The organism is Vibrio sp. AK197, from assembly GCF_053903115.1.
The window spans coordinates 2,721,836-2,746,203 of sequence record NZ_CP096430.1; the positions used below are offsets into that span (position 1 = coordinate 2,721,836).

25 protein-coding genes and 4 tRNA genes are annotated in these 24,368 nt (G+C 45.2%); 23 read left to right on the forward strand and 6 right to left on the reverse strand.

The annotated features are described in order from the left end of the window. Positions 1 to 131 precede the first annotated feature (131 nt). Both M1D72_RS19645 and tkt read right to left on the reverse strand, forming a co-directional pair. A complete protein-coding gene (locus M1D72_RS19645; RefSeq protein WP_390193882.1) occupies positions 132 to 365 on the reverse strand; it encodes a hypothetical protein in 234 nt (77 codons plus the stop codon). A gap of 234 nt (positions 366 to 599) precedes the next feature. Next, complete coding sequence (tkt, locus tag M1D72_RS19650) at positions 600 to 2,612, reverse strand: transketolase (RefSeq protein WP_456296269.1); 2,013 nt, start codon at positions 2,610 to 2,612, stop codon at positions 600 to 602. 314 nt (positions 2,613 to 2,926) lie between these two features. Between tkt and metK the strand changes: the two genes are divergently transcribed. From metK to ruvX, 8 genes are all read left to right on the forward strand, one after another. Continuing rightward, positions 2,927 to 4,081: a methionine adenosyltransferase gene (gene metK, locus M1D72_RS19655; RefSeq protein ID WP_390197278.1), complete on the forward strand. Its 1,155-nt coding sequence runs from the start codon at positions 2,927 to 2,929 to the stop codon at positions 4,079 to 4,081. A 220-nt stretch (positions 4,082 to 4,301) separates the two neighbouring features. Next, the gene (locus M1D72_RS19660) at positions 4,302 to 5,093 is read left to right on the forward strand and encodes a DUF2189 domain-containing protein (protein WP_390197281.1); all 792 of its coding nucleotides are present in this window, start codon (positions 4,302 to 4,304) and stop codon (positions 5,091 to 5,093) included. 79 nt (positions 5,094 to 5,172) lie between these two features. Further along, positions 5,173 to 5,673: a SprT family zinc-dependent metalloprotease gene (locus tag M1D72_RS19665; RefSeq protein ID WP_456296270.1), complete on the forward strand. Its 501-nt coding sequence runs from the start codon at positions 5,173 to 5,175 to the stop codon at positions 5,671 to 5,673. 139 nt (positions 5,674 to 5,812) lie between these two features. After that, positions 5,813 to 6,478, forward strand: a complete 666-nt coding sequence (locus M1D72_RS19670) for an endonuclease (protein ID WP_390197480.1) — start codon at positions 5,813 to 5,815, stop codon at positions 6,476 to 6,478. A gap of 116 nt (positions 6,479 to 6,594) precedes the next feature. Next, complete coding sequence (rsmE, locus tag M1D72_RS19675) at positions 6,595 to 7,326, forward strand: 16S rRNA (uracil(1498)-N(3))-methyltransferase (RefSeq protein ID WP_456296271.1); 732 nt, start codon at positions 6,595 to 6,597, stop codon at positions 7,324 to 7,326. A 14-nt stretch (positions 7,327 to 7,340) separates the two neighbouring features. Continuing rightward, the gene (gshB, locus tag M1D72_RS19680) at positions 7,341 to 8,291 is read left to right on the forward strand and encodes a glutathione synthase (protein WP_456296272.1); all 951 of its coding nucleotides are present in this window, start codon (positions 7,341 to 7,343) and stop codon (positions 8,289 to 8,291) included. Between the two features lie 59 nt (positions 8,292 to 8,350). Next, positions 8,351 to 8,914: a YqgE/AlgH family protein gene (locus M1D72_RS19685; RefSeq protein ID WP_390197291.1), complete on the forward strand. Its 564-nt coding sequence runs from the start codon at positions 8,351 to 8,353 to the stop codon at positions 8,912 to 8,914. 34 nt (positions 8,915 to 8,948) lie between these two features. Next, a complete protein-coding gene (gene ruvX, locus M1D72_RS19690; protein ID WP_390197294.1) occupies positions 8,949 to 9,380 on the forward strand; it encodes a Holliday junction resolvase RuvX in 432 nt (143 codons plus the stop codon). Positions 9,381 to 9,441: 61 nt separating this feature from the next. Here ruvX and M1D72_RS19695 read toward each other — a convergent pair whose 3' ends face one another. Beyond that, positions 9,442 to 10,551 (reverse strand): PilT/PilU family type 4a pilus ATPase, encoded by a 1,110-nt coding sequence (locus tag M1D72_RS19695; RefSeq protein ID WP_456296273.1) that lies wholly within the window; start codon positions 10,549 to 10,551, stop codon positions 9,442 to 9,444. 9 nt (positions 10,552 to 10,560) lie between these two features. Beyond that, the gene (locus tag M1D72_RS19700) at positions 10,561 to 11,607 is read right to left on the reverse strand and encodes a type IV pilus twitching motility protein PilT (RefSeq protein WP_456296274.1); all 1,047 of its coding nucleotides are present in this window, start codon (positions 11,605 to 11,607) and stop codon (positions 10,561 to 10,563) included. Between the two features lie 24 nt (positions 11,608 to 11,631). Between M1D72_RS19700 and M1D72_RS19705 the strand changes: the two genes are divergently transcribed. From M1D72_RS19705 to hemW, 8 genes are all read left to right on the forward strand, one after another. Further along, complete coding sequence (locus tag M1D72_RS19705) at positions 11,632 to 12,342, forward strand: YggS family pyridoxal phosphate-dependent enzyme (protein WP_456296275.1); 711 nt, start codon at positions 11,632 to 11,634, stop codon at positions 12,340 to 12,342. Positions 12,343 to 12,387: 45 nt separating this feature from the next. After that, the gene (gene proC / locus M1D72_RS19710) at positions 12,388 to 13,206 is read left to right on the forward strand and encodes a pyrroline-5-carboxylate reductase (protein WP_456296276.1); all 819 of its coding nucleotides are present in this window, start codon (positions 12,388 to 12,390) and stop codon (positions 13,204 to 13,206) included. A 40-nt stretch (positions 13,207 to 13,246) separates the two neighbouring features. Further along, a complete protein-coding gene (locus tag M1D72_RS19715; RefSeq protein WP_390197309.1) occupies positions 13,247 to 13,804 on the forward strand; it encodes a YggT family protein in 558 nt (185 codons plus the stop codon). Beyond that, positions 13,804 to 14,094, forward strand: a complete 291-nt coding sequence (yggU, locus tag M1D72_RS19720) for a DUF167 family protein YggU (RefSeq protein WP_456296277.1) — start codon at positions 13,804 to 13,806, stop codon at positions 14,092 to 14,094. The genes M1D72_RS19715 and yggU overlap by 1 nt, the downstream gene beginning before the upstream one ends. Before the next feature lie 297 nt (positions 14,095 to 14,391). Beyond that, on the forward strand, positions 14,392 to 16,212 hold the full coding sequence (locus M1D72_RS19725; protein WP_456296278.1) for an ATP-dependent nuclease: 1,821 nt from the start codon (positions 14,392 to 14,394) through the stop codon (positions 16,210 to 16,212). A gap of 502 nt (positions 16,213 to 16,714) precedes the next feature. Further along, positions 16,715 to 17,122, forward strand: a complete 408-nt coding sequence (locus tag M1D72_RS19730) for a DUF4426 domain-containing protein (RefSeq protein WP_456297435.1) — start codon at positions 16,715 to 16,717, stop codon at positions 17,120 to 17,122. Positions 17,123 to 17,161: 39 nt separating this feature from the next. Next, a complete protein-coding gene (locus tag M1D72_RS19735) occupies positions 17,162 to 17,758 on the forward strand; it encodes an XTP/dITP diphosphatase (RefSeq protein WP_456296279.1) in 597 nt (198 codons plus the stop codon). Positions 17,759 to 17,786: 28 nt separating this feature from the next. Then, positions 17,787 to 18,959 (forward strand): radical SAM family heme chaperone HemW, encoded by a 1,173-nt coding sequence (hemW, locus tag M1D72_RS19740; RefSeq protein ID WP_456296280.1) that lies wholly within the window; start codon positions 17,787 to 17,789, stop codon positions 18,957 to 18,959. Between the two features lie 36 nt (positions 18,960 to 18,995). Here hemW and glsB read toward each other — a convergent pair whose 3' ends face one another. After that, the gene (glsB, locus tag M1D72_RS19745; protein WP_456296281.1) at positions 18,996 to 19,916 is read right to left on the reverse strand and encodes a glutaminase B; all 921 of its coding nucleotides are present in this window, start codon (positions 19,914 to 19,916) and stop codon (positions 18,996 to 18,998) included. A 123-nt stretch (positions 19,917 to 20,039) separates the two neighbouring features. Further along, positions 20,040 to 20,759 (reverse strand): tRNA (guanosine(46)-N7)-methyltransferase TrmB, encoded by a 720-nt coding sequence (gene trmB / locus M1D72_RS19750; RefSeq protein WP_456296282.1) that lies wholly within the window; start codon positions 20,757 to 20,759, stop codon positions 20,040 to 20,042. Positions 20,760 to 20,932: 173 nt separating this feature from the next. Here trmB and mutY point away from each other — a divergent pair, with 173 nt between their 5' ends. From mutY to M1D72_RS19785, 7 genes are all read left to right on the forward strand, one after another. Continuing rightward, positions 20,933 to 21,982, forward strand: a complete 1,050-nt coding sequence (gene mutY, locus M1D72_RS19755; RefSeq protein WP_456296283.1) for an A/G-specific adenine glycosylase — start codon at positions 20,933 to 20,935, stop codon at positions 21,980 to 21,982. Positions 21,983 to 21,995: 13 nt separating this feature from the next. Further along, on the forward strand, positions 21,996 to 22,271 hold the full coding sequence (locus M1D72_RS19760; RefSeq protein WP_390197332.1) for an oxidative damage protection protein: 276 nt from the start codon (positions 21,996 to 21,998) through the stop codon (positions 22,269 to 22,271). Positions 22,272 to 22,381: 110 nt separating this feature from the next. Next, positions 22,382 to 23,509 carry a membrane-bound lytic murein transglycosylase MltC gene (mltC, locus tag M1D72_RS19765; RefSeq protein ID WP_390197335.1) on the forward strand — a complete coding sequence of 376 codons (1,128 nt, stop codon included), beginning with the start codon at positions 22,382 to 22,384 and terminating at the stop codon, positions 23,507 to 23,509. Positions 23,510 to 23,618: 109 nt separating this feature from the next. Beyond that, a tRNA-Phe gene (locus tag M1D72_RS19770) sits at positions 23,619 to 23,694 on the forward strand. Positions 23,695 to 23,747: 53 nt separating this feature from the next. Beyond that, positions 23,748 to 23,823: transfer RNA gene (locus M1D72_RS19775), tRNA-Thr, on the forward strand. 7 nt (positions 23,824 to 23,830) lie between these two features. After that, positions 23,831 to 23,906 (forward strand) — tRNA-Phe (locus M1D72_RS19780). Between the two features lie 47 nt (positions 23,907 to 23,953). Continuing rightward, a tRNA-Asn gene (locus M1D72_RS19785) sits at positions 23,954 to 24,029 on the forward strand. The last annotated feature ends 339 nt before the right edge of the window (positions 24,030 to 24,368 follow it).

Sequence of the window (24,368 nt, forward strand, 5' to 3'; positions counted from 1 at the left end):
GATGCTCCTCACTATTGATACCGATTTTGTTGTTTGTATTAAAAAGCCTCCGACACTGCGGAGGCCCGATACTAGAAGTGTAGTTTGCTTATCGGTAAGTCAGTAACCGACAACAGGCCACTCACTTTTTATTAGCAGTCAGTATCTTGTGCATCAACACCTTCTTTGACATCTTCACAAGTATCTTCAATCGCGTTACCTGCATCTGTCATAGTGTCATCAATTTGATCGCTCGCTTCAGACATAGTTTGATCCACTTGCTCACCTGCATTTTCAGCAGGGCCATCATCGGTACATGCAGTAAGACCTAAAGTGAAAGCTGAAAATAGTAGTGTCATCAGTGCTGTTTTCATTGTCGTTTTCATGGGTACTCCTTAATGAGTTGAGCATAAATTTGTGTATAGACACTTTTAGTATTGCCAAACCCGTGCCAACTTAAAAAGTTCAATAAATTCATAAAGTTGACATTTTGAAAACAATGAAAATAATCGCAAAAATGTAAATCCTACATTCAGCGAAGAAAAACTTACCTTTGGATACATATAAAAAAAGAGGACCTAATGCCCTCTTTTTTAACATAAACACGGGTTTAATAATGGTTACGCCAGTACCTCTTTTGCCACGTTAACCACATTCTCAGTCGTAAAGCCAAACAGTTTGAATAGCTCACCAGCTGGCGCAGACTCACCAAAGGTTGTCATGCCCACAACGCGGCCGTTAAGACCCACGTACTTGTACCAGTAATCGGCAATACCAGCTTCCACCGCAACACGAGCCGTTACATCTGATGGCAATACCGCTTCACGGTACGCCGCATCTTGCTTATCAAACGCATCAGTGGATGGCATGGATACCACACGAACTTGTTTACCTGAAGCGCTAAGCTCTGCCGCAGCATTAACTGCAATCTCAACTTCTGAGCCAGTCGCGATCAAAATAAGTTCAGGTTTGCCTTCGCAATCTTTCAGGATGTAACCACCCTTGGCGATATCAGCCAATTGCTGCTCATTACGATCTTGCTGAGCAAGGTTTTGGCGCGAGAAAATCAGCGCGGTTGGCGCATCTTTACGTTCAATAGCCAGTTTCCAAGCCACTGCGGATTCCACTTGGTCACATGGACGCCATGTGCTCATGTTTGGCGTTAGACGCAGTGTGGCAATTTGTTCAACCGGTTGGTGAGTTGGGCCATCTTCACCAAGGCCAATCGAGTCGTGCGTATACACTTGGATGTTTTGCACTTTCATCAGTGCCGCCATACGCATTGCATTACGCGCGTATTCCATAAACATCAGGAAGGTCGCACCGTAAGGAATAAAACCGCCGTGCAATGCGATACCGTTGATGATGGCCGTCATACCAAACTCACGCACACCGTAGTGAATGTAGTTACCTGATGCGTCATCCGCAGTAATGGATTGAGAGCCTGACCAGATAGTAAGGTTCGATGGCGCAAGGTCCGCCGAGCCGCCCATAAATTCAGGGAGTAGCGCACCAAATGCTTCTAGTGCATTTTGTGATGCTTTACGTGATGCGATATTAGCTGGGTTTGCTTGCAGGTCGGCAATGATTTTCGACGCTTTCGCTTCCCACTCAGCGGGTAGGTCACCATCGACACGACGTTTAAATTCTGCGGCTAACTCTGGGTACGCTTTGGCGTAAGCGGCAAATTTTTCATCCCATGCTGATTCTTTAGCAGAGCCGGCTTCTTTTGCATTCCACTCAGCGTAGATATCGGCAGGAATTTCAAACGGACCGTATTCCCAACCTAGGAATTCACGTGCTGCTTTCACTTCGTCATCACCTAGCGGCGCGCCGTGACAGTCATGTGAGCCCGATTTGTTTGGTGAGCCAAAACCGATAATGGTTTTAGTACAAATCAGCGTTGGGCGAGCCGTTTCGGCTTTCGCGGCTTCAATGGCGGCATTAATCGCTTCAGGATCGTGACCATCAACCGCAGGGATCACATGCCAGCCGTACGATTCAAAACGTTTTGCTGTATCGTCAGAGAACCAGCCTTCAACGTGACCATCGATAGAAATGCCGTTGTCATCCCAGAACGCGATTAATTTGCCAAGGCCAAGCGTGCCCGCTAGTGAGCTTGCTTCATGAGAAATGCCTTCCATCAAACAGCCATCGCCAAGGAACGCGTAAGTATAGTGGTCAACGATATCGTGACCTTCTTTGTTAAACTGCGCGGCTAATGCTTTTTCAGCCAGTGCCATACCAACCGCATTGCTAATACCTTGGCCAAGTGGACCGGTCGTCGTTTCAATACCCGGCGCATAACCATATTCAGGGTGACCCGGTGTTTTTGAATGCAGCTGACGGAAGTTCTTTAGATCTTCAATTGGCAAGTCGTAGCCAGAAAGATGAAGCAGAGAGTAGATCAGCATTGAGCCGTGACCGTTAGACAGCACGAAGCGGTCACGGTCTGCCCAGTTTGGGTTCGCTGGGTTGTGGTTTAGGTGTGAACGCCAAAGTACTTCGGCGATATCCGCCATCCCCATCGGGGCACCTGGGTGACCTGAATTTGCTTTTTGAACGCCATCCATTGCGAGGGCACGAATCGCGTTCGCTAACTCACGACGTGAAAGAGAATTGCTGGAAGACATGTCTGCTCCTGAGTGTCTTTAAAAACAGTAAGAAAAAACTGCCAGCATTGTCGCAAAGCCCCTATATGCGTGCAAACCTTTTGGCGAGGATTTATCACCAAAATCACGCTATTGAACTAGGCTACTTTAAGATGTAACGGTATTTCATCAGGTTTAAATGCAATCGATTAACTATTCTCGTTCAAAAAAATAACTTGTAATTCGAGTATTTAAAATTAGAATAGACGTCTAGATGTAGAAACGCCTACAAATTTGTCTATTGCGATATTGGTCGAACGACGAGTATCGTCAACTTAATCAATAGTGGAGCTCTCATGGCTAAGCACCTGTTTACTTCTGAGTCTGTTTCAGAAGGTCATCCAGATAAAATCGCAGACCAAATTTCTGATGCTGTTCTTGATGCCATTCTCGAACAAGATCCAAAAGCACGTGTAGCATGTGAAACATACGTGAAAACCGGCATGGTAATGGTCGGCGGTGAAATCACCACCTCGGCTTGGGTTGACATCGAAGAGTTAACTCGTAAAACCGTACGTGAAATCGGTTATGTTCATTCAGACATGGGCTTTGATGCGGACTCTTGTGCCGTACTCAACACTATTGGTAAGCAGTCACCTGACATCAACCAAGGCGTCGACAAAACCGATCCTAAAGAACAAGGTGCGGGCGACCAAGGCATCATGTTTGGTTATGCATGTAATGAAACTGACGTGCTGATGCCTGCGCCAATCACTTACTCACACCGCCTAGTTCAAAAGCAAGCAGAAGTACGTAAAAACGGTACACTGCCTTGGCTTCGTCCTGATGCGAAATCTCAGGTTACGTTCCAATACGACCAAGGTAAGATTGTCGGTATTGATGCAGTCGTACTATCTACCCAACACGCTGATTCAATCTCAACGCCAGACCTACGCGAAGCGGTCATGGAAGAGATCATCAAGCCAGTGCTGCCATCAGAGTGGCTAAATAAAGAGACAAAATTCTTTATCAACCCAACGGGTCGTTTTGTTATCGGTGGTCCAATGGGTGACTGTGGTTTGACGGGTCGTAAAATCATCGTTGATACCTACGGCGGCGCTGCTCGTCATGGTGGCGGCGCGTTCTCAGGTAAAGATCCATCCAAAGTTGACCGTAGTGCCGCTTACGCAGCACGTTACGTAGCGAAAAACATCGTTGCGGCAGGTCTTGCGGATCGCTGTGAAATCCAACTCTCATACGCGATTGGTGTTGCAGAGCCAACATCTATCATGGTGGAAACGTTCGGAACTGAAAAAGTCGCTTCTGACATCATCGTTGAAGCGGTTCGTCAACACTTTGACCTACGCCCATACGGCCTACAAGAAATGCTTAACTTGTTACAACCTATTTACAAGAAGACAGCAGCATACGGCCACTTTGGTCGTGAAGAGTTCCCTTGGGAGAAAACGGATAAAGCCGCTATCCTACGTGACTTCGCTGGAATTAAATAAGTAAATTTAATCAGTTACATTTTAAAGCCTCGGTTTAAGCCGAGGCTTTTTTGTTGAGGAAAGGAAATTTCTCTTGATGCACATTGTATTTTTAGGGATCTCGGACAATAGTTAAAGAAACGTTAAATCCGTGTTTTCGTTAGCCAACCTTGGCGAGTCTACGCTTGGTTTGTATACCAACTTTCGTTGACTCTCCATTTTGTTCGTTTCAGGAGGAGTTATGCCTCGTACTGTTAACCCATCAAATATGCCGAGCAAACCGGTGCCCGACTCCGAATACGCTCGTACCATCCCCTGCAATACACTGGCTGTTAGCGCGCCCTTTCACTGGCTTAGCCTTGCCCTCAATGACTTAATTCGAATGCCACTGATTAGTGCTTTTTATGGCCTGTGTTTTATGGGAGCAGCCATCGGTATTGTGCTACTGATCCAATGGCAAGGCACTCACTTAGTGGTGATGCCCAGTTTGGTTGTTTATATGTTGATTGGGCCATTTTTAGCGCTAGGCTTGTACGATGCGAGCTGGGAGCGAGAAAAAGGCCACTCAGCCAAGCTAATGCACTCAATGCGAGCTATTGGACGCAATTCAACCTCCCAATGGGCGTTTGCGGTTCTGCTCGCCGTCGCGATGATTTTTTGGATGCGCATTGCTGCGCTGCTTCACGCACTCTACCCTTCGGTACAAGGCGCGCCGCTCACCGAATTTCTACCATTTTTAGTGATTGGTAGTTTGGTCGGTCTAGTGCTGGCTGCCATTGTCTTTAGTATCTCCGCTTTTTCTATCCCTCTTATGATGGAACGCCGAGTCGACATGATGACCGCCGTATTCACCAGCTTCAACGCAGTTAAATCCAATATCCCGGCAATGATCGTTTGGGCAGCACTGATCGCTGGCGGATTATTGATCGGCTTTGCAACTTACGGCATAGGAATGTTAGTGACAATGCCGCTACTCGGTTACGGAACTTGGCACGCCTACCAAGAAACAATAAAGAAAAAACATACTCCATGATGACTCCTAACATCTATCTTCAACTGGTATGATGTATTACTCGGCTTCGCGCCGAGTTTTTTTCTATTTGAGAGATTTGATGGATAACTTTGAGCTTCACTATCGCGCTGTCGCGCGCATGCAACACTGTATTACCCAAGCGAGTGAATACTTTAAACGTGACTTTTCCTTACCTAAACTGAACTATAAATTGAGGGGAAAAAGCGCAGGTAAAGCACTACTTCAGCTCAACGAAATTCGCCTCAACCCCACGTTGTTTGCTGAAAATCCGCAGGCGTTTATCGACGAAGTAGTACCTCATGAAACCGCACATTTACTCACTTGGCAGTTATTTGGTCGCGTACGCCCACACGGTAAAGAATGGCAGATGGTCATGGAGCAAGTCTTTGGCGTTTCGGCCAACACCACCCATCAATTTTCAGTTACGTCAGTACAAGGCAAAACGTTTGAATATCAATGTGGCTGTCGTCAACATGCCTTAACCATTCGTCGTCATAACAAAATACTCAAAGGTCAAGCTCAATACCGTTGCCAGCAATGCCAACAAACTTTGTCGTTTACGGGTAAACAACTGACTTAATGCCAGCCTGCTTCAAAGTTTTGAAAAGCAATGACAATATTTCACTCTAAAAATGCATGATAGAATGCACATTGTCATACTTTTCTAATACTTTTAAATCATGTCGATTGTTCGTCTCGGGTCTGCTTGCGTTATCGCAATGATGGCCTTTTCTGTTTGGGCAGGACACCCAACCTCATTCTCAAGTGCCAAACGTCAAGCCGTTAAAATCTATCAAACCCATCCGGTAAGTTTCTACTGTGGCTGTGATATCGAGTGGCAAGGTAAAAAAGGCAAGCCAGAACTGATTAACTGTGGCTATCAAGTAAGAAAACAGCCCAAACGCGCAAGCCGAATTGAGTGGGAGCACGTTGTTCCAGCTTGGCAATTTGGTCATCAGCGTCAATGTTGGCAACAAGGAGGACGTAAAAACTGCACGCGTCATGATCAAACATTTCGCTTGATGGAAGCGGATCTCCATAACCTAACGCCAGCGATTGGAGAAGTGAATGGCGATCGTTCCAACTATAATTTTAGCCAGTGGAATGGCGTTGATGGTGTAACCTACGGTCGCTGTGACATGCAAGTCAACTTCAAACAACGTAAAGTCATGCCACCGGATCGCGCGCGAGGCTCAATTGCCAGAACCTATCTGTATATGAGCCAAAAATACGGGTTTCGCCTTTCAAAACAGCAAACAAACCTGATGAACGCATGGAATAACACCTATCCCGCAGATGGATGGGAGTGTGAACGTGACAGGCGGATCGCCGAAGTTCAAGGGAATCATAACCCGTTTGTCGTCAAAGCCTGCCAAAAGCACTAAACTTAGACCCCATTGCACAAGGGCAAATCCCCATGGCTTTGGTGGTTTGCCCTTGTTTTTTCGATATAAAGCATCCATGTTAGTCATTAACTATTTGTAGGAAAATTCAAATAACCATGCGCATCCCTCGAATTTATCATCCTGAAATCATTCATCAGCTAAACACTCTGCCTTTAAGTGAAGATGCAGCGGGCCACGTAGGCCGTGTACTGCGAATGAAACCTGGGCAAGAAGTGTTGTTATTTGATGGCAGTGGCGCTGAATTCCCAGCTGTGATTGAAGAGGTCAGCAAAAAGAATGTGCTGGTAAAACCTCAAGAGCGGGTCGAACGTGATGTCGAGTCCCCCCTTGATTTGCATTTAGGCCAAGTCATTTCCCGTGGTGACAAGATGGAATTCACCATCCAAAAGTCGGTTGAGTTAGGGGTAAACACGATTACTCCACTGATTTCAGAACGTTGCGGTGTTAAACTCGATCCAAAGCGGTTTGAGAAGAAACTGATTCAATGGCAAAAAATCGCCATTGCCGCTTGTGAACAAAGTGGTCGTAACCGAGTGCCTGAAATTCGCCCCATCATGCAACTTGAGCAATGGTGTGAAGAAGAGTACGACGGCTTGAAGCTCAATTTGCATCCACGAGCAACCTACTCAATCAATACGCTACCAGCGCCTGTAACAAAAGTGCGCCTATTAATTGGTCCCGAAGGTGGGCTTTCGGCACAAGAAATAGACATGACACACCAATACCAATTTGAAGAGACGCTGCTTGGACCTCGCGTACTACGCACCGAAACCGCGGCTCTTACCGCAATTACTGCCCTCCAAGTTCGCTTTGGTGACCTTGGTTAAACCGGAGAAGCTCAATGATTAAACTCGGCATAGTGATGGACCCGATCTCGGACATCAATATCAAAAAAGATTCTAGTTTTGCGATGCTGCTTGAAGCACAGCGTCGTGGCTATGAAATTCACTACATGGAAATGAATGATCTACATTTAGATCAAGGTGTTGCAATGGCTGACACCAAAATCATAGAGCTAAAAGAGGATCCAAACGGCTGGTATCAGTTTAAATCTGAACAATCGATTGAGCTTTCTGAGCTTGATGCCGTATTAATGCGTAAGGATCCGCCTTTTGATACCGAGTTTATCTACGCAACTTATATTCTCGAGCGTGCAGAAGAAAAAGGCACATTGATCGTCAACAAACCGCAAAGCCTGCGTGACTGTAACGAAAAGCTGTTTACCGCTTGGTTCCCTGAGCTCACACCAACCACGATGGTGACACGTAAGGCAGAGAAATTTAAAGAATTTCGCGAACAACATGGGGACGTGATCCTTAAACCTTTAGACGGAATGGGCGGCGCGTCTATCTTTCGCGTCAAAGAGAATGATCCGAATGTGTCAGTGATCATTGAAACCTTGACCAATCATGGTCAAAACTACGCGATGGCACAGACCTTTGTTCCAGATATTAGCAATGGTGACAAGCGTATTCTGGTCGTTGACGGTGAACCAATGCCATACTGCTTAGCGCGAATTCCAGCCAAAGGTGAGACACGCGGCAACCTTGCTGCCGGTGGTCGTGGAGAAGCGCGCCCATTAAGTGAGACAGATAAACAGATAGCGAACGCTGTAGCGCCTACACTTAAAGAAAAAGGTCTGATTTTCGTTGGATTAGACGTCATCGGCGATAAGCTCACTGAGATTAATGTCACTAGCCCAACCTGTATTCGAGAAATCGAAGCGGCGTATGATATCTCTATCACTGGCAAGCTGATGGATGCCATCGAACGCCGCGTTAAGCAGGGCTAACTAACGATAACATGGCATCAATAATCCTATTGGATGCCACTTTTTGGATTGGAGTTGCTATGAATCTAACCAATCATTTCTTAGTTGCAATGCCGGGCATGAAAGATCCTTACTTTCAGCACCGAGTCATCTATGTGTGTGAACACAATGAAGAAGGTGCAATGGGGTTAATGATCAATGCTCCGGTCGATATTACCGTCGGAAAAATGCTCAAACAGGTTGAGATTGATCCTGTTCATCCTCAACTCAATACAGCGAGTTTGGATAAACCCGTGCTCAATGGCGGCCCCGTTTCAGAAGATCGCGGTTTTATCTTACATAAACCCAAAGATCGTTATGAGTCGAGTGTACAAATGACCGACCAAATTTACGTCACCACCTCACGTGATATTCTGTCGGTTCTCGGCACCGAAGCTGAGCCGAGTAATTATTTAGTTGCTCTCGGTTATTCAGGTTGGGAAGCTGGGCAATTAGAAACTGAATTGGCGGAGAACTCATGGTTGACCATTGAAGCCGATCCAAATGTTATTTTTGATACGCCGATTAATGAACGCTGGGATCGCGCCGTTGAAATGCTCGGCATTAACGCCACTCAGCTCTCAAGTGAATCAGGTCATGCTTAGGCATGACCTTCATTGTTAGAACAGCAGAAAACCGATGACATCAAGAACCATCATTGCCTTTGACTTTGGCACCAAGAGTATTGGCAGTGCAATAGGCCAAGAAATTATAGGCACGGCCTCACCGCTCCGTGCGTTTAAAGCAAACGACGGCATTCCTAATTGGGATGACATTGAAAAAATCCTCAAAGAGTGGCAACCGCAGTTACTCGTGGTCGGTTTACCCACTGATTTACATGGTAAGGCGCTCGAAACCATTACCCCACGAGCGAAAAAATTTGCCAACCGTTTGCACGGCCGATTTGGCTTACCCGTTGAACTACATGATGAACGTCTCTCTACCGCCGAAGCCAGAGCCGAACTCTTTGCTCACGGTGGTTATAAAGCCTTAAGCAAAGGCAACATTGACTGCCAATCCGCGGTGGTTATTTTAGAAAGCTGGTTTGAAGCGCAATGGGGCGATGAATAACCAACCGATAACTGATTGCTCAGTGATAAAAAAGCTTGGCGTTGCCAAGCTTTTTTAGTGGTTAATCCATATCAATCGTGACCCCGTCAAGCGCTCCACCTCGCGGATTTGTATCCATTTTGTGCGTTTTGAGCATTAGCCGTAAATCATTAGCCGAGTCGGCACTGTGTAGCGCTTCTTCAAGGTTAATTTTATCCTCAACTAATAATTGATACAGCGCCTGATCAAACGTCTGCATGCCAGCCTCACGTGATTTCGCCATTGTGGTCTTCAGTTCATGCAACTCACCCTGTCGAATCAGGTCGCTGACGCGAGGTGAGTTAAGCAATACTTCATACACGCCATGGCGCCCGCTACCTTGCTTATCACGAACCAATTGCTGACCAATCACCCCTTTCAAGTTAAGTGAAAGATCAAACAAAAACTGTTCACGCTGACCTTTTGGCATTAAATGCAAGATACGCTCTAACGCTTGGTTCGCATTATTGGCGTGTAAGGTCGCCAAACAAAGATGGCCCGTTTCTGCAAAATTCAGCGCATATTCCATGGTTTCTCGGTTACGAATCTCACCGATCAAAATCATGTCAGGCGCTTGGCGTAAGGAGTTCTTTAGCGCCACTTCATAGCTTTCAGTATCCAATCCCACTTCACGCTGAGTGACAATACAGCATTGATGCGGATGCACAAACTCGATGGGGTCCTCGACAGTGAGAATATGCCCATGACTATGCTGATTGCGATACCCTGTCATCGCCGCCATGGTGGTCGATTTTCCTGAGCCTGTAGCTCCTACCACCAGCACCAATCCACGTTTGGCCACGGCTAATGCCTTGAGTGCTTCAGGAAGTTTGAGCTGTTCAAAACTTGGAATCTCAGTTTCAATCCGGCGAATCACAGCGCCAGGCAATTCACGCTGGAAAAAACCACTAACACGAAAACGACCGACATCAGTCACTAACGCAAAGTTCGCTTCATGCTGAGCTAGGTATTCATCAAAGCGAGCCTCACCCATGGCTTGCGCCAGTAAATGATTAACTTCATCTCGATTAAGCTCAGCACCTTTGGGCTGTAGCTGCCCATCGACTCGATAGTGAATTGGAGCGCCGACCGTGATGTATAAATCGGAGGCCTTGCATTCGCTCATAACCTGTAAACAGTGTTTAATGTCCATTGCGCTTTCCTAGAACAGTGAATTCGCTGAGCCATCAGTTTCAATTTTTTGTGCCACTTCTTCTGGAGCAACAATGCCTTGCGCTAAGAGTTGCTTACTGTGTTGCTCCATGGTTTGCATCCCTGCCGCAGCACCGGTTTGAATGACAGAGACCATTTGCGCCACTTTATCTTCGCGGATCAAGTTACGAATCGCCGGATTGGCCATCATGATCTCATGACAAGCAACGCGTCCGCCCTCCATTCGCTTCAACAACTTCTGAGCAATGACCGTACGTAGAGATTCGGAAAGCATCGAGCGCACCATCGATTTATCTCCCGCTGGAAACACGTCAATGATACGGTCAATGGTCTTGGCTGCCGAACTGGTATGTAAGGTACCAAAAACTAAATGCCCGGTTTCCGCCGCCGTTAAAGCCAAACTGATGGTCTCTTGGTCACGCAACTCTCCGACTAAAATCACGTCAGGATCTTCTCGTAGCGCGCTACGTAGCGCATTTTTGAAACTGTGAGTATCGCGGTGCACTTCACGCTGGTTAATCAAGCACTTATGATTACTATGTACAAACTCGATAGGGTCTTCAATGGTGAGAATGTGTTTATTGTGGTGACGATTAATGTAATCCACCATCGCCGCTAATGTCGTTGATTTGCCCGACCCGGTAGGCCCAGTGACCAACACTAACCCTTTTTCAAAATTGGCGATTTTGGTAAATATTTCCGGAGCTTCAAGCTGTTCTAGGCTTGGAATCTCTGTCGGAATGGTTCGAAATACCGCTGAGCAGCCACGCGCCTGATTGAACGCATTGACTCGAAAGCGTCCAATCGCTGGCAACTCACAGGAAAAATCGACTTCAAGATGCGCTTCAAATTCACTACGCTGGGCATCGCTCATGATCTCAAAAACTAAACGATGCACTTCTTCATGACTCAAAGCTGGTACGCCAAGCTTCCTAACTTCACCATCTATACGTACCATTGGAGAAACACCTGCAGAAAGATGTAGATCTGACGCATTATGCTTTACACTAAAATCCAATAACTCAGCGATATCCATTTATTTTCCTTAGTAAAGTTAGCCATGAGTAGTATTCAACAAAATATTGAACATATCACCTCACAAATTGCCGACGTACAACAAAAGTGTGGACGAGCTCGAGACTCCGTGCAACTTCTGGCAGTGAGTAAAACCAAACCTAATCAAGCTATCCTTGATGCCGCCAAGGCTGGACAAACACGCTTTGGAGAAAACTACGTTCAAGAAGGCGTCGATAAGGTCCAATACTTTCAGACCAACCACCCTGAATTGGACTTAGAGTGGCACTTCATCGGACCTATCCAATCCAATAAAACGCGCCTTGTCGCCGAACACTTTGATTGGGTACATACCATCGACCGTGAAAAAATCGCCCAGCGTTTGAACGACCAACGCCCACAACACCTACCGCCACTGCAGGTATTAATTCAAGTGAACATCAGTGATGAAGCGTCTAAGTCCGGCGTTCAGCCACAACAAATATTTGACCTCGCCCAGTTGATTTCATCACTTCCCAACCTCACGTTAAGAGGGTTGATGTCGATTCCCGCGAACGTAGATAACCATCAACAACAGCTAGAGACATTCAAACAATTGGCTGCGTTACAAACCCAACTTGGTGAGCAGTACGCTCATATCGATACTCTATCGATGGGAATGTCTGGCGATATGGACGCAGCGATTGAAGCAGGGAGTACGATGGTACGAATTGGTACCGCTATTTTCGGAGCTCGTGACTACTCAAGCAAAGCGTAATACAACATTCAGACTCATCTCACACACTGTCAGGAAGAAACCGTTATGGAACACAAGAAAATCACTTTTATCGGCGCGGGAAATATGGCGCGCTCCATCATCTCCGGAATGATCGCAAACGGCTACCCTGCAGAGTTGATTACCGCAACAGCGCCAAGCCAAGCAACACGTGATTCTCTTGCCAACCAATATGCCATTAACACCACGGATGATAACCTCGCAGCCGCTAAGCAAGCCGAAGTGATTGTCTTAGCGGTTAAACCACAAATGATGGCAACTGTCGCTGAAGGCCTTCAATCGGTGGATTACAGCGACAAACTGGTTATTTCGATTGCAGCAGGCATTAATGCGGCGCGCTTTGATGAGATGTTTGCGACTAAGCTGACTCTCGTTCGCGTCATGCCTAACACGCCATCGCTGATTGGCAAAGGGATGAGCGGCCTTTACGCGCCAAATACGGTAACCAGCACTGATCGCCAATTTGCTGGAGATCTGATGTCTTTAGTGGGTGAGATCTGTTGGGTGGAACAAGAGTCAGGCATCAATAATGTCATTGCCGCAGCAGGCAGCGCTCCGGCGTACTTCTTCCTATTCATGGAAGCCATGCAAAAAGAAGCCATTGCTCAAGGCTTTGATGCTCAGACTGCGCGTAACCTCGTCCAGCAAGCCGCACTTGGAGCGGCGGAAATGGTCGTTGCTAACCCCGACACCGAGTTATCAACACTGCGCGAGCAAGTGACCTCAAAAGGCGGCACAACCGCTGAAGCACTGCGCACCTTTAATCAACATCATATTTCCGATATTGTAGCGAGCGCCATGCAAGCTGCGGTTACTCGCGCTGAAGAGATGGAAAAACTATTTTAATTACGCAGAATTTTGCTCTGCACTTAACTAAGGGTCATCTATGAATTCAATGAGTTTTTTGATATCTACGCTGTTTGATTTGTATATCATGGTGGTGATTTTACGCATCTGGTTACAAGCGGCTCGCGCAGATTTCTATAACCCATTTTCTCAGTTTGTCGTGAAAGCAACGCAGCCGATTGTTGGCCCATTGCGTCGCTTCATTCCATCAATTGGTAGCATTGATCTCGCAACCGTCCTATTTGCCTATGTACTGTGTGTACTCAAATACGTTGCGCTGATTTTGCTTCAATCCCGAGGCTCGGTCTCCTTTGACTCTTCATTTTTGATCTTAGGGGGTCTGTCTTTACTGAAAGCCGCGGGCGGTTTGCTGTTCTGGGTATTGTTGATCCGTGCAATCTTGAGCTGGGTTAGCCAAGGTCGCAGCCCAATTGAATACGTATTCCACCAGCTAACGGAGCCAATGCTTGCACCGATTCGCCGCTTTATTCCTGCGATGGGTGGCTTTGATTTCAGCGTGCTGGTTCTGTTTATTTTGCTCCAATTTGCCAACTTCCTAATGGGCGATCTCATTGGCCCACTGTGGTACCAGCTATAATGTCTTCAGCGGTGTGGCAAGACGGCGAAGATGTCATTCTTCGCCTGTATATTCAGCCCAAAGCAAGCCGTGATAAAATCGTCGGCTTGCATGGTGAAGAGTTAAAAATCGCCATCACTGCACCACCTGTAGACGGTAAAGCTAACGCTCATTTGAGCAAATTTTTAGCCAAACAGTTTAAAGTGGCGAAAGGGCTAATAGAGATAGAAAAAGGCGAGCTTGGGCGCCATAAACAAGTTCGCGTTCACACTCCCAGCCACATCCCCGCAGACATAAAAGCCATCTTGTAATGGCTTTTATGTCAATCTCTTAGATTGATTACATTTAACAATAAGTAAATCAATCCCACAAATCGACCACAACATGTAAAAAGCTCCATAGATGACTACGACAATCTACGGAGAGCTAACCTTGCCCCAAGTTGAAACATAAAGAAAACACAATTTTAACACTTTGTTTATAAAGAATATTATGAACAAAATGCAGGTGTCAGCGATCACAATTTATCCAATTTAATAGTCATAAAGTTTTATATTGGGGTTAACTTAAGGACTCAAAATGAAATCAATCGCATACTGAGACTAGAAATGAGATTACATGAACTCCAAATTAAAAATTTTAGAAAACTTAAAGACTGCAAAATAAATTTCAGAGATACCACTTTTCTTATCGGTTCAAACAATGCAGGAAAGTCTAGTGTATTCAAAGCGATAGACTACTTACACAAAGCACTGAATACGTCTAGAGAGGATTTCTCAAAAACATACGATGAAGCTCAAGATGATTATATCTATGCACCCGAGATAGAAATGATAGCGGAATATCAAAATGTTCCCCATGAAGCAAAAGAGTGGGTTGGGTTTAAGGGTAGAGTTATACCGACTGAATCGACTCTAGAGAACGAAACTGGAAATTCAATAATTTATAAGAAAGTGTGGAAACTTAATGGCTCTAAACCTACTGTCTGGATGAAAGAATTAAAAGTAACAGTAAAAGAAAAGTACCAAGCTGCAACGGTACTTTCAGAATTAGTGGGGGAAGACTGGAGCGAAGAATATTTAAAAGAGTTTTTTTCTGTAGATAAACTTGATGCGAAAGTAGGAAGCAAAAAAGTTTCAGAAAAACTTAGAGATCTACCTGAATACTGGGATATACAAACAGATGAAGACGAAGCTTCTTGGATTGAAAATCCCGGAGGTATCCCCGGCAATGTTCTTAAACGCCTACCAAATATAGTCATAATTCCGGCAGAATCATGCATGCAAGAGCTAACCTCCTCTGGTGGAGCGTTGCATAAATTACTCACCGATCTATTTAACAATGTACGAGAAAAATCGGTGAACTATGAAAAAGCTCAAGAGTTTTTGAAAAAACTAGCTAGCGAGTTAAATCCTCAAGATGCTGATACAGACTTTGGCCAGTTAATGAATGGATTGAACAATATGGTTGGTAACTTATTCCCAGACTCATCTGTACATGTTAATGCGTCTCTAGATGTGCCTGAAAAAGTAATAAAGCCCGAGTTCAATGTTGAGATGGAGAGCAATGTCAAAACCTCCGTAAATTATCAAGGGCATGGAATGATTCGCGCAACCGTTTTTGAATTACTAAGATTTGTACAAAATTTTGTAAATTCATCAATGGATATACCGACTGCTACAATTTTCTGTTTTGAAGAGCCAGAAATATATTTACACCCTTCAGCAGCTAACCAAATGAGAGACTCTTTATATGAATTAGCAGGAGAAAATTGTCAGATAATAGCGACCACACACTCTCCTTACATGATCAATCTAGGCTCAGATAAGAGTATGAGCCTAACCCAATTCTCACAAGAAGGCGGATTCACTAAAACTCATTCATTTAATCTAAATGATGCATTTTTAAACCTTCAACAAGAGGAGAAGCAAAATCTAAAAATGCTGCTAAAAGTTGACGATTACATTGCAAGAATATTCTTTACAAGAAAAAGTATTTTTGTAGAGGGAGATACAGAAGAAGTAGTTATCAGAGAAACAATTAAACGTCTAAAACCAGAGGACAGGGCAAAAGTAGTTGGTAACTGTGAGTTCCTTAGGGCGAGAGGTAAGTCTGTATTAATATCCTTAGCTAAATATTTAAATGCTTTATCCCTCAACTATACGTTTATGCATGATCGAGACGGTGGTACTCCGAAAGCTGAAGCCTTTAATGCTCCTATTTTAGCCCAAACAGGTGCTGAGAATAGAATCATGATTGAGGAATGTATTGAAGATATTCTTGGATATGAACCACCAAGTGGAGAGAAACCTTTTACTGCGTATAAATACATTAAAGACAACTGGGGTAATGATTTTTCCGATCTACCAGAGAATTGGAAGAATATCTTCTTAGATTTATGCTCACCAAATTTAGACCATTTGAAATAACAAATTACTTGATCAACTTTTTTTAGATTCAAGTCGAGTTAACCTTTGGTCCATTTTTTCCATCATCAGGCGTAACCACTTAACATCGGTTTTGAGGGTTACGCCAACCCCTATCCCACTAAAAAGGGCGCTGACTGCCGCAACAATCAGCGTTTGATACTCTGCTATTAGTCGAACTCTTTGCGAAAGGTTTCCCCATAGCCCAAGAAGTATAGGAACCGCTGTGCCTACAATGCCGCCATACTCCACACTATCCGGTGTTATGCTGGCGGCGGTGATTTCAGGGTGACCCGCAGCAAGCGACTCATGTAGTGAGGTGTATCTTTGCTCGTGATTTTATGATCAGTGTAAACAACATATACCTCTTACAAAAAAGCTTCGGTCATGCCACAATTCAAAAAACGATAACTTATGCACACATCTCCGGATAACTGGCAAAATACCGTGAGATTAACCTCATTAACGAGCATGAATGATGAAACTGAGTCGATTTGGATTTCTTATGGCTGCCTTTTTCTGCTTTTCAGCGTCGGCAGCTCAGTTCAAGCAACTAAAGCAGGTAGAAGTGCACTACTCCGCATTTAATTCCAGCTTTTTAACACCAAACATTGCACGCAGCTATCAACTTAAGCGTAACGGCTACTCCTCCATTCTTAATATCAGCGTGTTAGATACCAGCGAACCGGGTAAGCCTGCGACAACAGCAAAACTCAGCGGGCAAGCGAAAAACCTCCTAGGGCAAACGCGCCAGTTAACCTTTCGCCAAGTGAAAGAGGGAGACGCTATCTATTACCTCAGCGAATTCCCAATCACCAACGAAGAGACCTTGAGTTTTGATATTGATGTCGATGCTGGCATCAAAGGCAGTGGTAAACTCAAATTCACCCAAAAATTTTATGTAGAAGAGTAAGGTTTCGCCTCAGGAAACCCGCAACCAATAGGGATAGAAATGAAAAAAATAGTGCTCGCCACTGGTAATCAGGGCAAAGTTCGTGAAATGGCCGATCTACTGGCAGATTTTGGTTTTGATGTTGTCGCACAAAGCGAATTTAACGTCTCTGATGTAGCTGAAACCGGCACGACCTTTATTGAAAATGCCATCATTAAAGCACGTCATGCTGCCAAAGAGACTGGGCTACCTGCAATTGCAGATGATTCAGGTTTAGAAGTGGATTACCTTAACGGCGCACCTGGCGTATACTCCGCACGTTACTCTGGTGAAGGCGCTACCGACGAAAAAAATCTCAATAAGTTACTTGAGGCGATGAAAGACGTGCCTGAAGCTCAGCGCACTGCACGCTTTCATTGCGTGTTGGTCTTAATGCGCCATGAAAACGATCCAACACCTATCGTGTGTCATGGTCAATGGGAAGGGCGCATTCTCACCGAAGCCCATGGCGAAAATGGCTTTGGTTACGATCCTGTGTTCTTCGTACCTGAGCATCAATGTGCTTCAGCAGAGCTAGAGCCGGCAATGAAAAAACAACTTTCGCACCGTGGCAAAGCGTTGAAAAAGCTGTTCGCCACACTTTCACAGCAGTCCTAATTTTACATTCAGCATAAGCGAGATAGTCATGCTCACGCCTCCTGCACTTAGTTTGTATGTTCACATCCCATGGTGTGTACAAAAGTGCCCGTACTGTGATTTCAACTCTCATGAACTCAAAGAACAGATTCCTGAAAAGGCGTATATCAATGCCCTTCTGGAAGATCTGGATACAGATATCGATCGGTATCAGCTAGCGGATAATCCACGCCGATTACATTCTATCTTTATTGGGGGCGGAACACCGAGTTTAATTTCAGCTCAAGGTATCGCCCAACTAATACAAGGCATTGCTAAGCGAATTGTATTTGAGGATCAGATTGAAATCACCATGGAGGCGAACCCCGGAACAATAGAAGCTGAGCGCTTTAAAGCTTATCAACAAGCTGGCATTACGCGTATTTCGATTGGCGTTCAGAGCTTTGAACAACAAAAACTGGAACGCCTAGGTCGAATTCATGGTCAGCAAGAGGCGGTAAATGCGGCGAAATTGGCGCATCAAATTGGCCTCAACAGCTTTAATTTGGATTTGATGCATGGCTTGCCTGATCAAAGCATAGAACAAGCATTGGCAGACCTCGATCAAGCCATTGCACTCGACCCGCCGCATCTGTCCTGGTATCAGTTGACGATTGAGCCCAATACCATGTTCTACTATAAACCGCCGACGTTGCCTGATGACGATGATCTGTGGGATATCTTTGAACAAGGACACCAAAAACTGAGTGCGGCAGGCTATGTGCAATATGAAATTTCCGGATACAGCAAGCCAGGATTTCAATGCCAACACAATCTTAACTATTGGCGCTTTGGGGACTATCTTGGTATAGGCTGCGGCGCTCACGGTAAGCTTAGTTTCTCCGATGGGCGTATCATTCGAACCACAAAAATTAAGCACCCACGCGGCTACTTGGCGGCTTATCAAAATATGGTCAAACCGTATTTGGATCATGAACAGCTGGTGGCTGACCAAGACCGTCCTTTTGAATTCTTTATGAATCGCTTTCGGTTGCTTGAAGCCTGCCCCAAACAAGATTTTGTCTCTACCACAGGGTTGCCACAGCAAACGATTCAACCCACCATCGATTGGGCCTTAAACAAGGGCTATTTACAGCAAACTGAAACACATTGGCAAATTACGGAACAAGGTAAGCTGTTTCTCAACGACCTATTAGCCGCCTTCATGCCCGAAGACGAGTAGTAAAGTAAAGGGAGCATCACGCTCCCTTTTTTAAGCTTAAAATATGGATCGGCCCATCCGCTCGGAGAGTAATTCGAGAGCCTGCGTTCCGGCCAAAGAGTTACCCGAACGATCCAACTCTGGCGACCATACTGCGATCGTCATATCCCCCGGCACAATCGCAATAATGCCGCCGCCAACCCCAGATTTACCGGGCATACCGACACGATAAGCAAACTCACCCGCACCATCGTACAGACCACATGTTGCCAGCAAAGCATTCAGCTGTTTAGATTGCGTTTCGGTCACAATGCGCTTACCGCCATCGACCATACATCCTTTATTGGCGAGATAGCTGAACGTTCTCGCCAAATCGACACAGCTTAGTTTGATTGCACAGGCATGAAAGTAGTTATTGAGTACTGGAATGACTTCGTTGTCAAAATTTCCAAACGCTCGCATTAGGTAGGCGATCGCGGCGTTGCGATCACTGTGCATCATTTCTGAAGCGGCCACCACTTTGTCATAAACCACATGCGGGTTACTCGATAACTTACGCACAAATTCAAGCAAACGCTGACGCGGTGCGGATAAGCGGGATTGCAGCATATCGGCAACAATAATCGCGCCTGCGTTGATAAACGGATTACGCGGAATGCCCTGCTCCATTTCAAGCTGAATCATCGAGTTGAATGCTTGACCAGAAGGCTCTTTGCCCACTCGCTGCCAAAGCTCATTAGGCTGATATAGCCCCATTGCTAATGTCAGACTCAGCGCTTTAGAAATCGACTGAATCGAAAATGCTTCATGCGCATCACCAGCAGTGATCATGTCGCCTTGATTGGTATACACCGCGATCCCCAATTTATGATTCGAGACTTTGGCTAACGCCGGAATATAATCTGCAACCTTTCCTTGGCCGATTAACGGACGAACTTCTTCCAGTATCGTAGTTAACATTTCTGCGTTCGGTTTCATTTAGTACTTACCTCACAAACCCTGCTGTCGCAAATGACATTTTACTGGCTAATAAAAACAACAAAGCCAACATTAAATAATGTCGGCTTGGCTAGAATACGTGATAACGTCAGAGATTAAAACTTAGCTAACTCGCTGATATTTAATATCCCAAACCCCATGACCTAGACGCTGCCCACGAGCTTCAAACTTAGTTAACGGTCGATCGTCAGGGCGCTCAACGAATTGCCCATTTTGCGCAATGTTCTGATAGCCAGGCGCTTGCTCCATCACTTCAATCATATGCTCAGAGTAGTTTTCCCAATCTGTCGCCATATGGAAAATACCCTCGCCAATAATCAATTTTTGACGAATCATTTCTGCAAATTCAAGCTGAACAATGCGGCGTTTATGATGGCGTTTCTTATGCCATGGGTCTGGGAAAAACAGCTGCAATGTCGTTAAGCTATTATCAGGAATCATATGCTCAAACACTTCAACCGCATCATGACACATGACGCGCAGGTTAGTGACACCGGCGTCACGTGCAGAAGCTAAACATGCCCCCACACCAGGGCTATGAACTTCAATGCCGATAAAGTTTTTCTCTGGGGCATTTTTTGCCATTTCAACTAGAGAAGCACCCATACCAAAACCGATTTCAAGCACAACCGGATTATCGTTACCAAACACTTCATTCCAATTGAGCCGTTGAGGTTGGTAATCAATACCCATGGTTGGCCAGCACTCGTTCATCGCTGCCTCTTGACCTTTGGTCAGACGGCCTTCACGACGCACAAAACTGCGTACTTTACGGATCAATTTGCCGTCTTGGTTATATTCGTTGGTGGTCACTTCACTCATTGGTTTCGCCTGTTTAAAATTTGCTCTCGCCTCAAAGGGCTTGTGATTATCCAAAGAATTAGCTTTGGTGCAAGCAGAAAGATAAAACCACACCAAATGTCGGTTGTACATTTCACTCAGAATGTGGTGCAATTTTGCACCTAATTATATGTATAACTCATGTAGAGCAAGTCGTGACTCCTTTTGCTAAGGCTATTTTAAACTGGTATGACGCCTATGGGCGTAAAGAGCTTCCGTGGCAACATAACAAAACCGCCTATAGTGTTTGGTTATCGGAAATTATGTTGCAGCAAACCCAAGTGGCAACCGTTATTCCCTATTATCAGCGCTTCCTTGAACGTTTTCCTACCGTAACTGACCTTGCCGAAGCTGAGCAAGATGAAGTGCTGCACCTATGGACGGGACTTGGTTATTACGCGAGAGCACGTAATCTGCATAAAGCGGCCCAAATGGTTGCGAAACAATACGCTGGTGAATTTCCAACCGACATCGAGCAAATGAATGCGTTGCCAGGCATAGGCCGCTCAACCGCAGCTGCGATTCTGTCATCGGTGCATAAACAGCCTCACGCTATCTTGGATGGTAATGTGAAACGCACACTTGCGCGTGCATTTGCAGTGGAAGGTTGGCCGGGACAAAAAGCCGTTGAGAATAAGCTTTGGACAATCGCCCAAACGCACACACCAGACCACGATGTCGATAAATACAATCAAGCGATGATGGATATGGGGGCAATGGTCTGCACTCGCAGCAAGCCTAAATGTACTTTGTGCCCAATTCAATCGATGTGTGTGGCCTATAAACAAGGCAATCCACTCGACTACCCAGGCAAAAAGCCGAAAAAAGACAAACCCGTCAAAGAGACTTGGTTTATCATGCTTCACCATGATAATCAGGTATGGCTTGAGCAACGTCCACAAAGCGGAATCTGGGGTGGGCTCTTTGCGTTTCCCGAGAACACAGACGCGGATATCACTCAGCAATTGGAAAACCGAGGCATTTCTTCCTCAATCATTACTCAACATAAAACGTTAATTGCATTTCGCCATACCTTTAGTCATTACCATTTAGACATTACCCCAATACTGGTTGATGTTTCACAGCAACCGCATGTGATAATGGAAGGCAGTAAAGGTCTTTGGTATAACTTATCTCAACCGGAACAAGTAGGGCTGGCAGCCCCAGTGAAGCAGCTGCTAGAAACTCTGCCGTACGAACTTTAATCAAGGAGTCGTTATGAGCCGCACTGTATTTTGTGCTCGACTAAATAAAGAAGCCGAAGGGCTCGATTTTCAACTTTATCCAGGAGAACTGGGTAAACGTATTTTTGATAACATCTCAAAAGAAGCATGGGCTCAGTGGCAACATAAGCAAACCATGCTGATCAACGAGAAAAAACTCAACATGATGGATCCTGAGCATCGTAAGCTGATCGAAACGGAAATGGTCAATTACTTGTTTGAAGGCAAAGATGTGCAAATTGATGGTTACACGCCTCCGAGTGAGCAGTAAATAGAACTAGATTCAGATTTCTCTGATTTAGTCGGACGAATATTTGCATCCCTGATAATAAATGACATCATTACTGATGCTTTGGTGTCATTTATGTTAGGTAAAAAAGTATGAGAAAGCTTTGCTACTTTTTGAGTCTGCTTGTCTTGACCGGCTGTAGCCGAGAATTCGTTGAAAGTATTTATCAAGTCGATTACGAACCCACCAATCGATTTGCCAAAAATCTCGCCCAATTACCCGGTCAATTTACCAAAGACACCAAAGCGCTGGACTCTCTGATCGGCAACTTTACCAATAGTATCGAAAAAAAGTGGGGTAGCCGGGAAATCAAATACGCCGGCAAAAGTAACTACGTTAAGTACATCGATAATTACCTCAGTCGCTCAGAAGTTAACTTTTCTAAAGGGACAATTGTTGTTGAAACTGTCTCTCCGACCGACCCGAAATCGCACCTCAAAAACGCCATTGTCACGACACTATTAACGCCAGATGATCCGGCGAATGTCGATCTTTTTTCTTCAAAATCGATTCGCCTTGAAGGCCAGCCATTTCTCTACAATCAGGTCGTTGACCAAGATAAAAAACCGATTAAATGGTCTTGGCGAGCAAATCGTTATGCCGACTTTTTGATCGCGCACTATCTCAAAGTCAAACAAGTGGATTTTAAAAAGGCGTATTACGTTGAAATCCCTATGGTCGAGAATCAGATTGAAATTCGCGGCTATAAATACGCCGATATTGTCCGCCGAGCTTCGCGCAAATATGACATTCCAGAAGACTTGATTTACGCCATCATCAAAACCGAAAGCAGCTTTAATCCTTATGCTGTTAGTTGGGCCAACGCGTATGGGCTAATGCAAGTTGTACCTAAAACCGCAGGGCGTGATGTCTTTCAAATCGTTAAGAAGCGGCGTGGTCAACCGTCACCAGAATATTTGTTTAATCCAGAAAACAATATCGACACGGGCACCGCCTATTTCTATATTCTTAAAAATCGATACTTGAAAGATGTACGTAACGCAACCTCTCTCGAGTACAGCATGATTTCCGCCTACAACGGCGGCACCGGTGGCGTGCTTAATACTTTCAGCTCCAATCGAACTCGAGCGATGCGAGACTTAAATTCTCTCAAACCAAACCAAGTTTATTGGGCACTGACCAACAAACACCCGAACTCTGAGTCACGACGATATTTACAAAAAGTCACCAATTACAAACGAGAATTTAACGGCGGCTAAGCGCAATGACTTAAATCGGCTAAATTCGCAGCAGTTAACTCGTTTTTTGTTTTTTTTTCCAAAAACAAGTTGACGCCAAGCTCGAAAATCCGTTTAATAGCGCTCCGTTGCCCGGATAGCTCAGTCGGTAGAGCAGAGGATTGAAAATCCTCGTGTCGGTGGTTCGATTCCGCCTCCGGGCACCACAATTTGATTGTTGGTGTCTTTAGATATCAATATGCACAAAGAATATTAGTGTGCCGACTTAGCTCAGTAGGTAGAGCAACTGACTTGTAATCAGTAGGTCACCAGTTCGATTCCGGTAGTCGGCACCATTCTTTTGCCTCGATAGCTCAGTCGGTAGAGCAGAGGATTGAAAATCCTCGTGTCGGTGGTTCGATTCCGCCTCGAGGCACCATTATTTGGTGCTATCGTTCCTTTAAATAGGAAACATAGACAAATAATTCCCCCTTAGTTCAGTTGGTAGAACGGCGGACTGTTAATCCGTATGTCGCAGGTTCGAGTCCCGCAGGGGGAGCCACTTTTAAAAAAGCCGTGTCGCAAGACGCGGTTTTTTTATACCTAAAGCTCCTGATTTGTACCAAATCACTGTCTCAGACCTAGCCAGCCACGTTCGAGCCACTTTCAAAAAAGTCTTTCAACAAGCCGTCACCTTTTTCGGCCTAAAGCTTGCGACTTGAATGTGAGTCTCGACTTCCCAGCTCTGATTTCAAAAATGCTTCTCTCTAGAGTGATACGTCTGAAGCGCCACACTCTAATTGGCTCTTGATAGAGCGAAGTATGCGCTTTGAGCACAAATGTATCGTTAGTGACTAAAAGAAAACATTAGTTGGGATTTTCTTGCTAACAATCATGATTA

What these genes read in the sequence shown, in the direction of transcription:
- M1D72_RS19645 (WP_390193882.1), bottom strand. Translation starts at nt 365, where the DNA reads ATGAAAACGACAATGAAAACAGCACTGATGACACTACTATTTTCAGCT.
- tkt (WP_456296269.1), bottom strand. Translation starts at nt 2,612, where the DNA reads ATGTCTTCCAGCAATTCTCTTTCACGTCGTGAGTTAGCGAACGCGATT.
- metK (WP_390197278.1), top strand. Translation starts at nt 2,927, where the DNA reads ATGGCTAAGCACCTGTTTACTTCTGAGTCTGTTTCAGAAGGTCATCCA.
- M1D72_RS19660 (WP_390197281.1), top strand. Translation starts at nt 4,302, where the DNA reads ATGCCTCGTACTGTTAACCCATCAAATATGCCGAGCAAACCGGTGCCC.
- M1D72_RS19665 (WP_456296270.1), top strand. Translation starts at nt 5,173, where the DNA reads ATGGATAACTTTGAGCTTCACTATCGCGCTGTCGCGCGCATGCAACAC.
- M1D72_RS19670 (WP_390197480.1), top strand. Translation starts at nt 5,813, where the DNA reads ATGATGGCCTTTTCTGTTTGGGCAGGACACCCAACCTCATTCTCAAGT.
- rsmE (WP_456296271.1), top strand. Translation starts at nt 6,595, where the DNA reads ATGCGCATCCCTCGAATTTATCATCCTGAAATCATTCATCAGCTAAAC.
- gshB (WP_456296272.1), top strand. Translation starts at nt 7,341, where the DNA reads ATGATTAAACTCGGCATAGTGATGGACCCGATCTCGGACATCAATATC.
- M1D72_RS19685 (WP_390197291.1), top strand. Translation starts at nt 8,351, where the DNA reads ATGAATCTAACCAATCATTTCTTAGTTGCAATGCCGGGCATGAAAGAT.
- ruvX (WP_390197294.1), top strand. Translation starts at nt 8,949, where the DNA reads ATGACATCAAGAACCATCATTGCCTTTGACTTTGGCACCAAGAGTATT.
- M1D72_RS19695 (WP_456296273.1), bottom strand. Translation starts at nt 10,551, where the DNA reads ATGGACATTAAACACTGTTTACAGGTTATGAGCGAATGCAAGGCCTCC.
- M1D72_RS19700 (WP_456296274.1), bottom strand. Translation starts at nt 11,607, where the DNA reads ATGGATATCGCTGAGTTATTGGATTTTAGTGTAAAGCATAATGCGTCA.
- M1D72_RS19705 (WP_456296275.1), top strand. Translation starts at nt 11,632, where the DNA reads ATGAGTAGTATTCAACAAAATATTGAACATATCACCTCACAAATTGCC.
- proC (WP_456296276.1), top strand. Translation starts at nt 12,388, where the DNA reads ATGGAACACAAGAAAATCACTTTTATCGGCGCGGGAAATATGGCGCGC.
- M1D72_RS19715 (WP_390197309.1), top strand. Translation starts at nt 13,247, where the DNA reads ATGAATTCAATGAGTTTTTTGATATCTACGCTGTTTGATTTGTATATC.
- yggU (WP_456296277.1), top strand. Translation starts at nt 13,804, where the DNA reads ATGTCTTCAGCGGTGTGGCAAGACGGCGAAGATGTCATTCTTCGCCTG.
- M1D72_RS19725 (WP_456296278.1), top strand. Translation starts at nt 14,392, where the DNA reads ATGAGATTACATGAACTCCAAATTAAAAATTTTAGAAAACTTAAAGAC.
- M1D72_RS19730 (WP_456297435.1), top strand. Translation starts at nt 16,715, where the DNA reads ATGGCTGCCTTTTTCTGCTTTTCAGCGTCGGCAGCTCAGTTCAAGCAA.
- M1D72_RS19735 (WP_456296279.1), top strand. Translation starts at nt 17,162, where the DNA reads ATGAAAAAAATAGTGCTCGCCACTGGTAATCAGGGCAAAGTTCGTGAA.
- hemW (WP_456296280.1), top strand. Translation starts at nt 17,787, where the DNA reads ATGCTCACGCCTCCTGCACTTAGTTTGTATGTTCACATCCCATGGTGT.
- glsB (WP_456296281.1), bottom strand. Translation starts at nt 19,916, where the DNA reads ATGAAACCGAACGCAGAAATGTTAACTACGATACTGGAAGAAGTTCGT.
- trmB (WP_456296282.1), bottom strand. Translation starts at nt 20,759, where the DNA reads ATGAGTGAAGTGACCACCAACGAATATAACCAAGACGGCAAATTGATC.
- M1D72_RS19760 (WP_390197332.1), top strand. Translation starts at nt 21,996, where the DNA reads ATGAGCCGCACTGTATTTTGTGCTCGACTAAATAAAGAAGCCGAAGGG.
- mltC (WP_390197335.1), top strand. Translation starts at nt 22,382, where the DNA reads ATGAGAAAGCTTTGCTACTTTTTGAGTCTGCTTGTCTTGACCGGCTGT.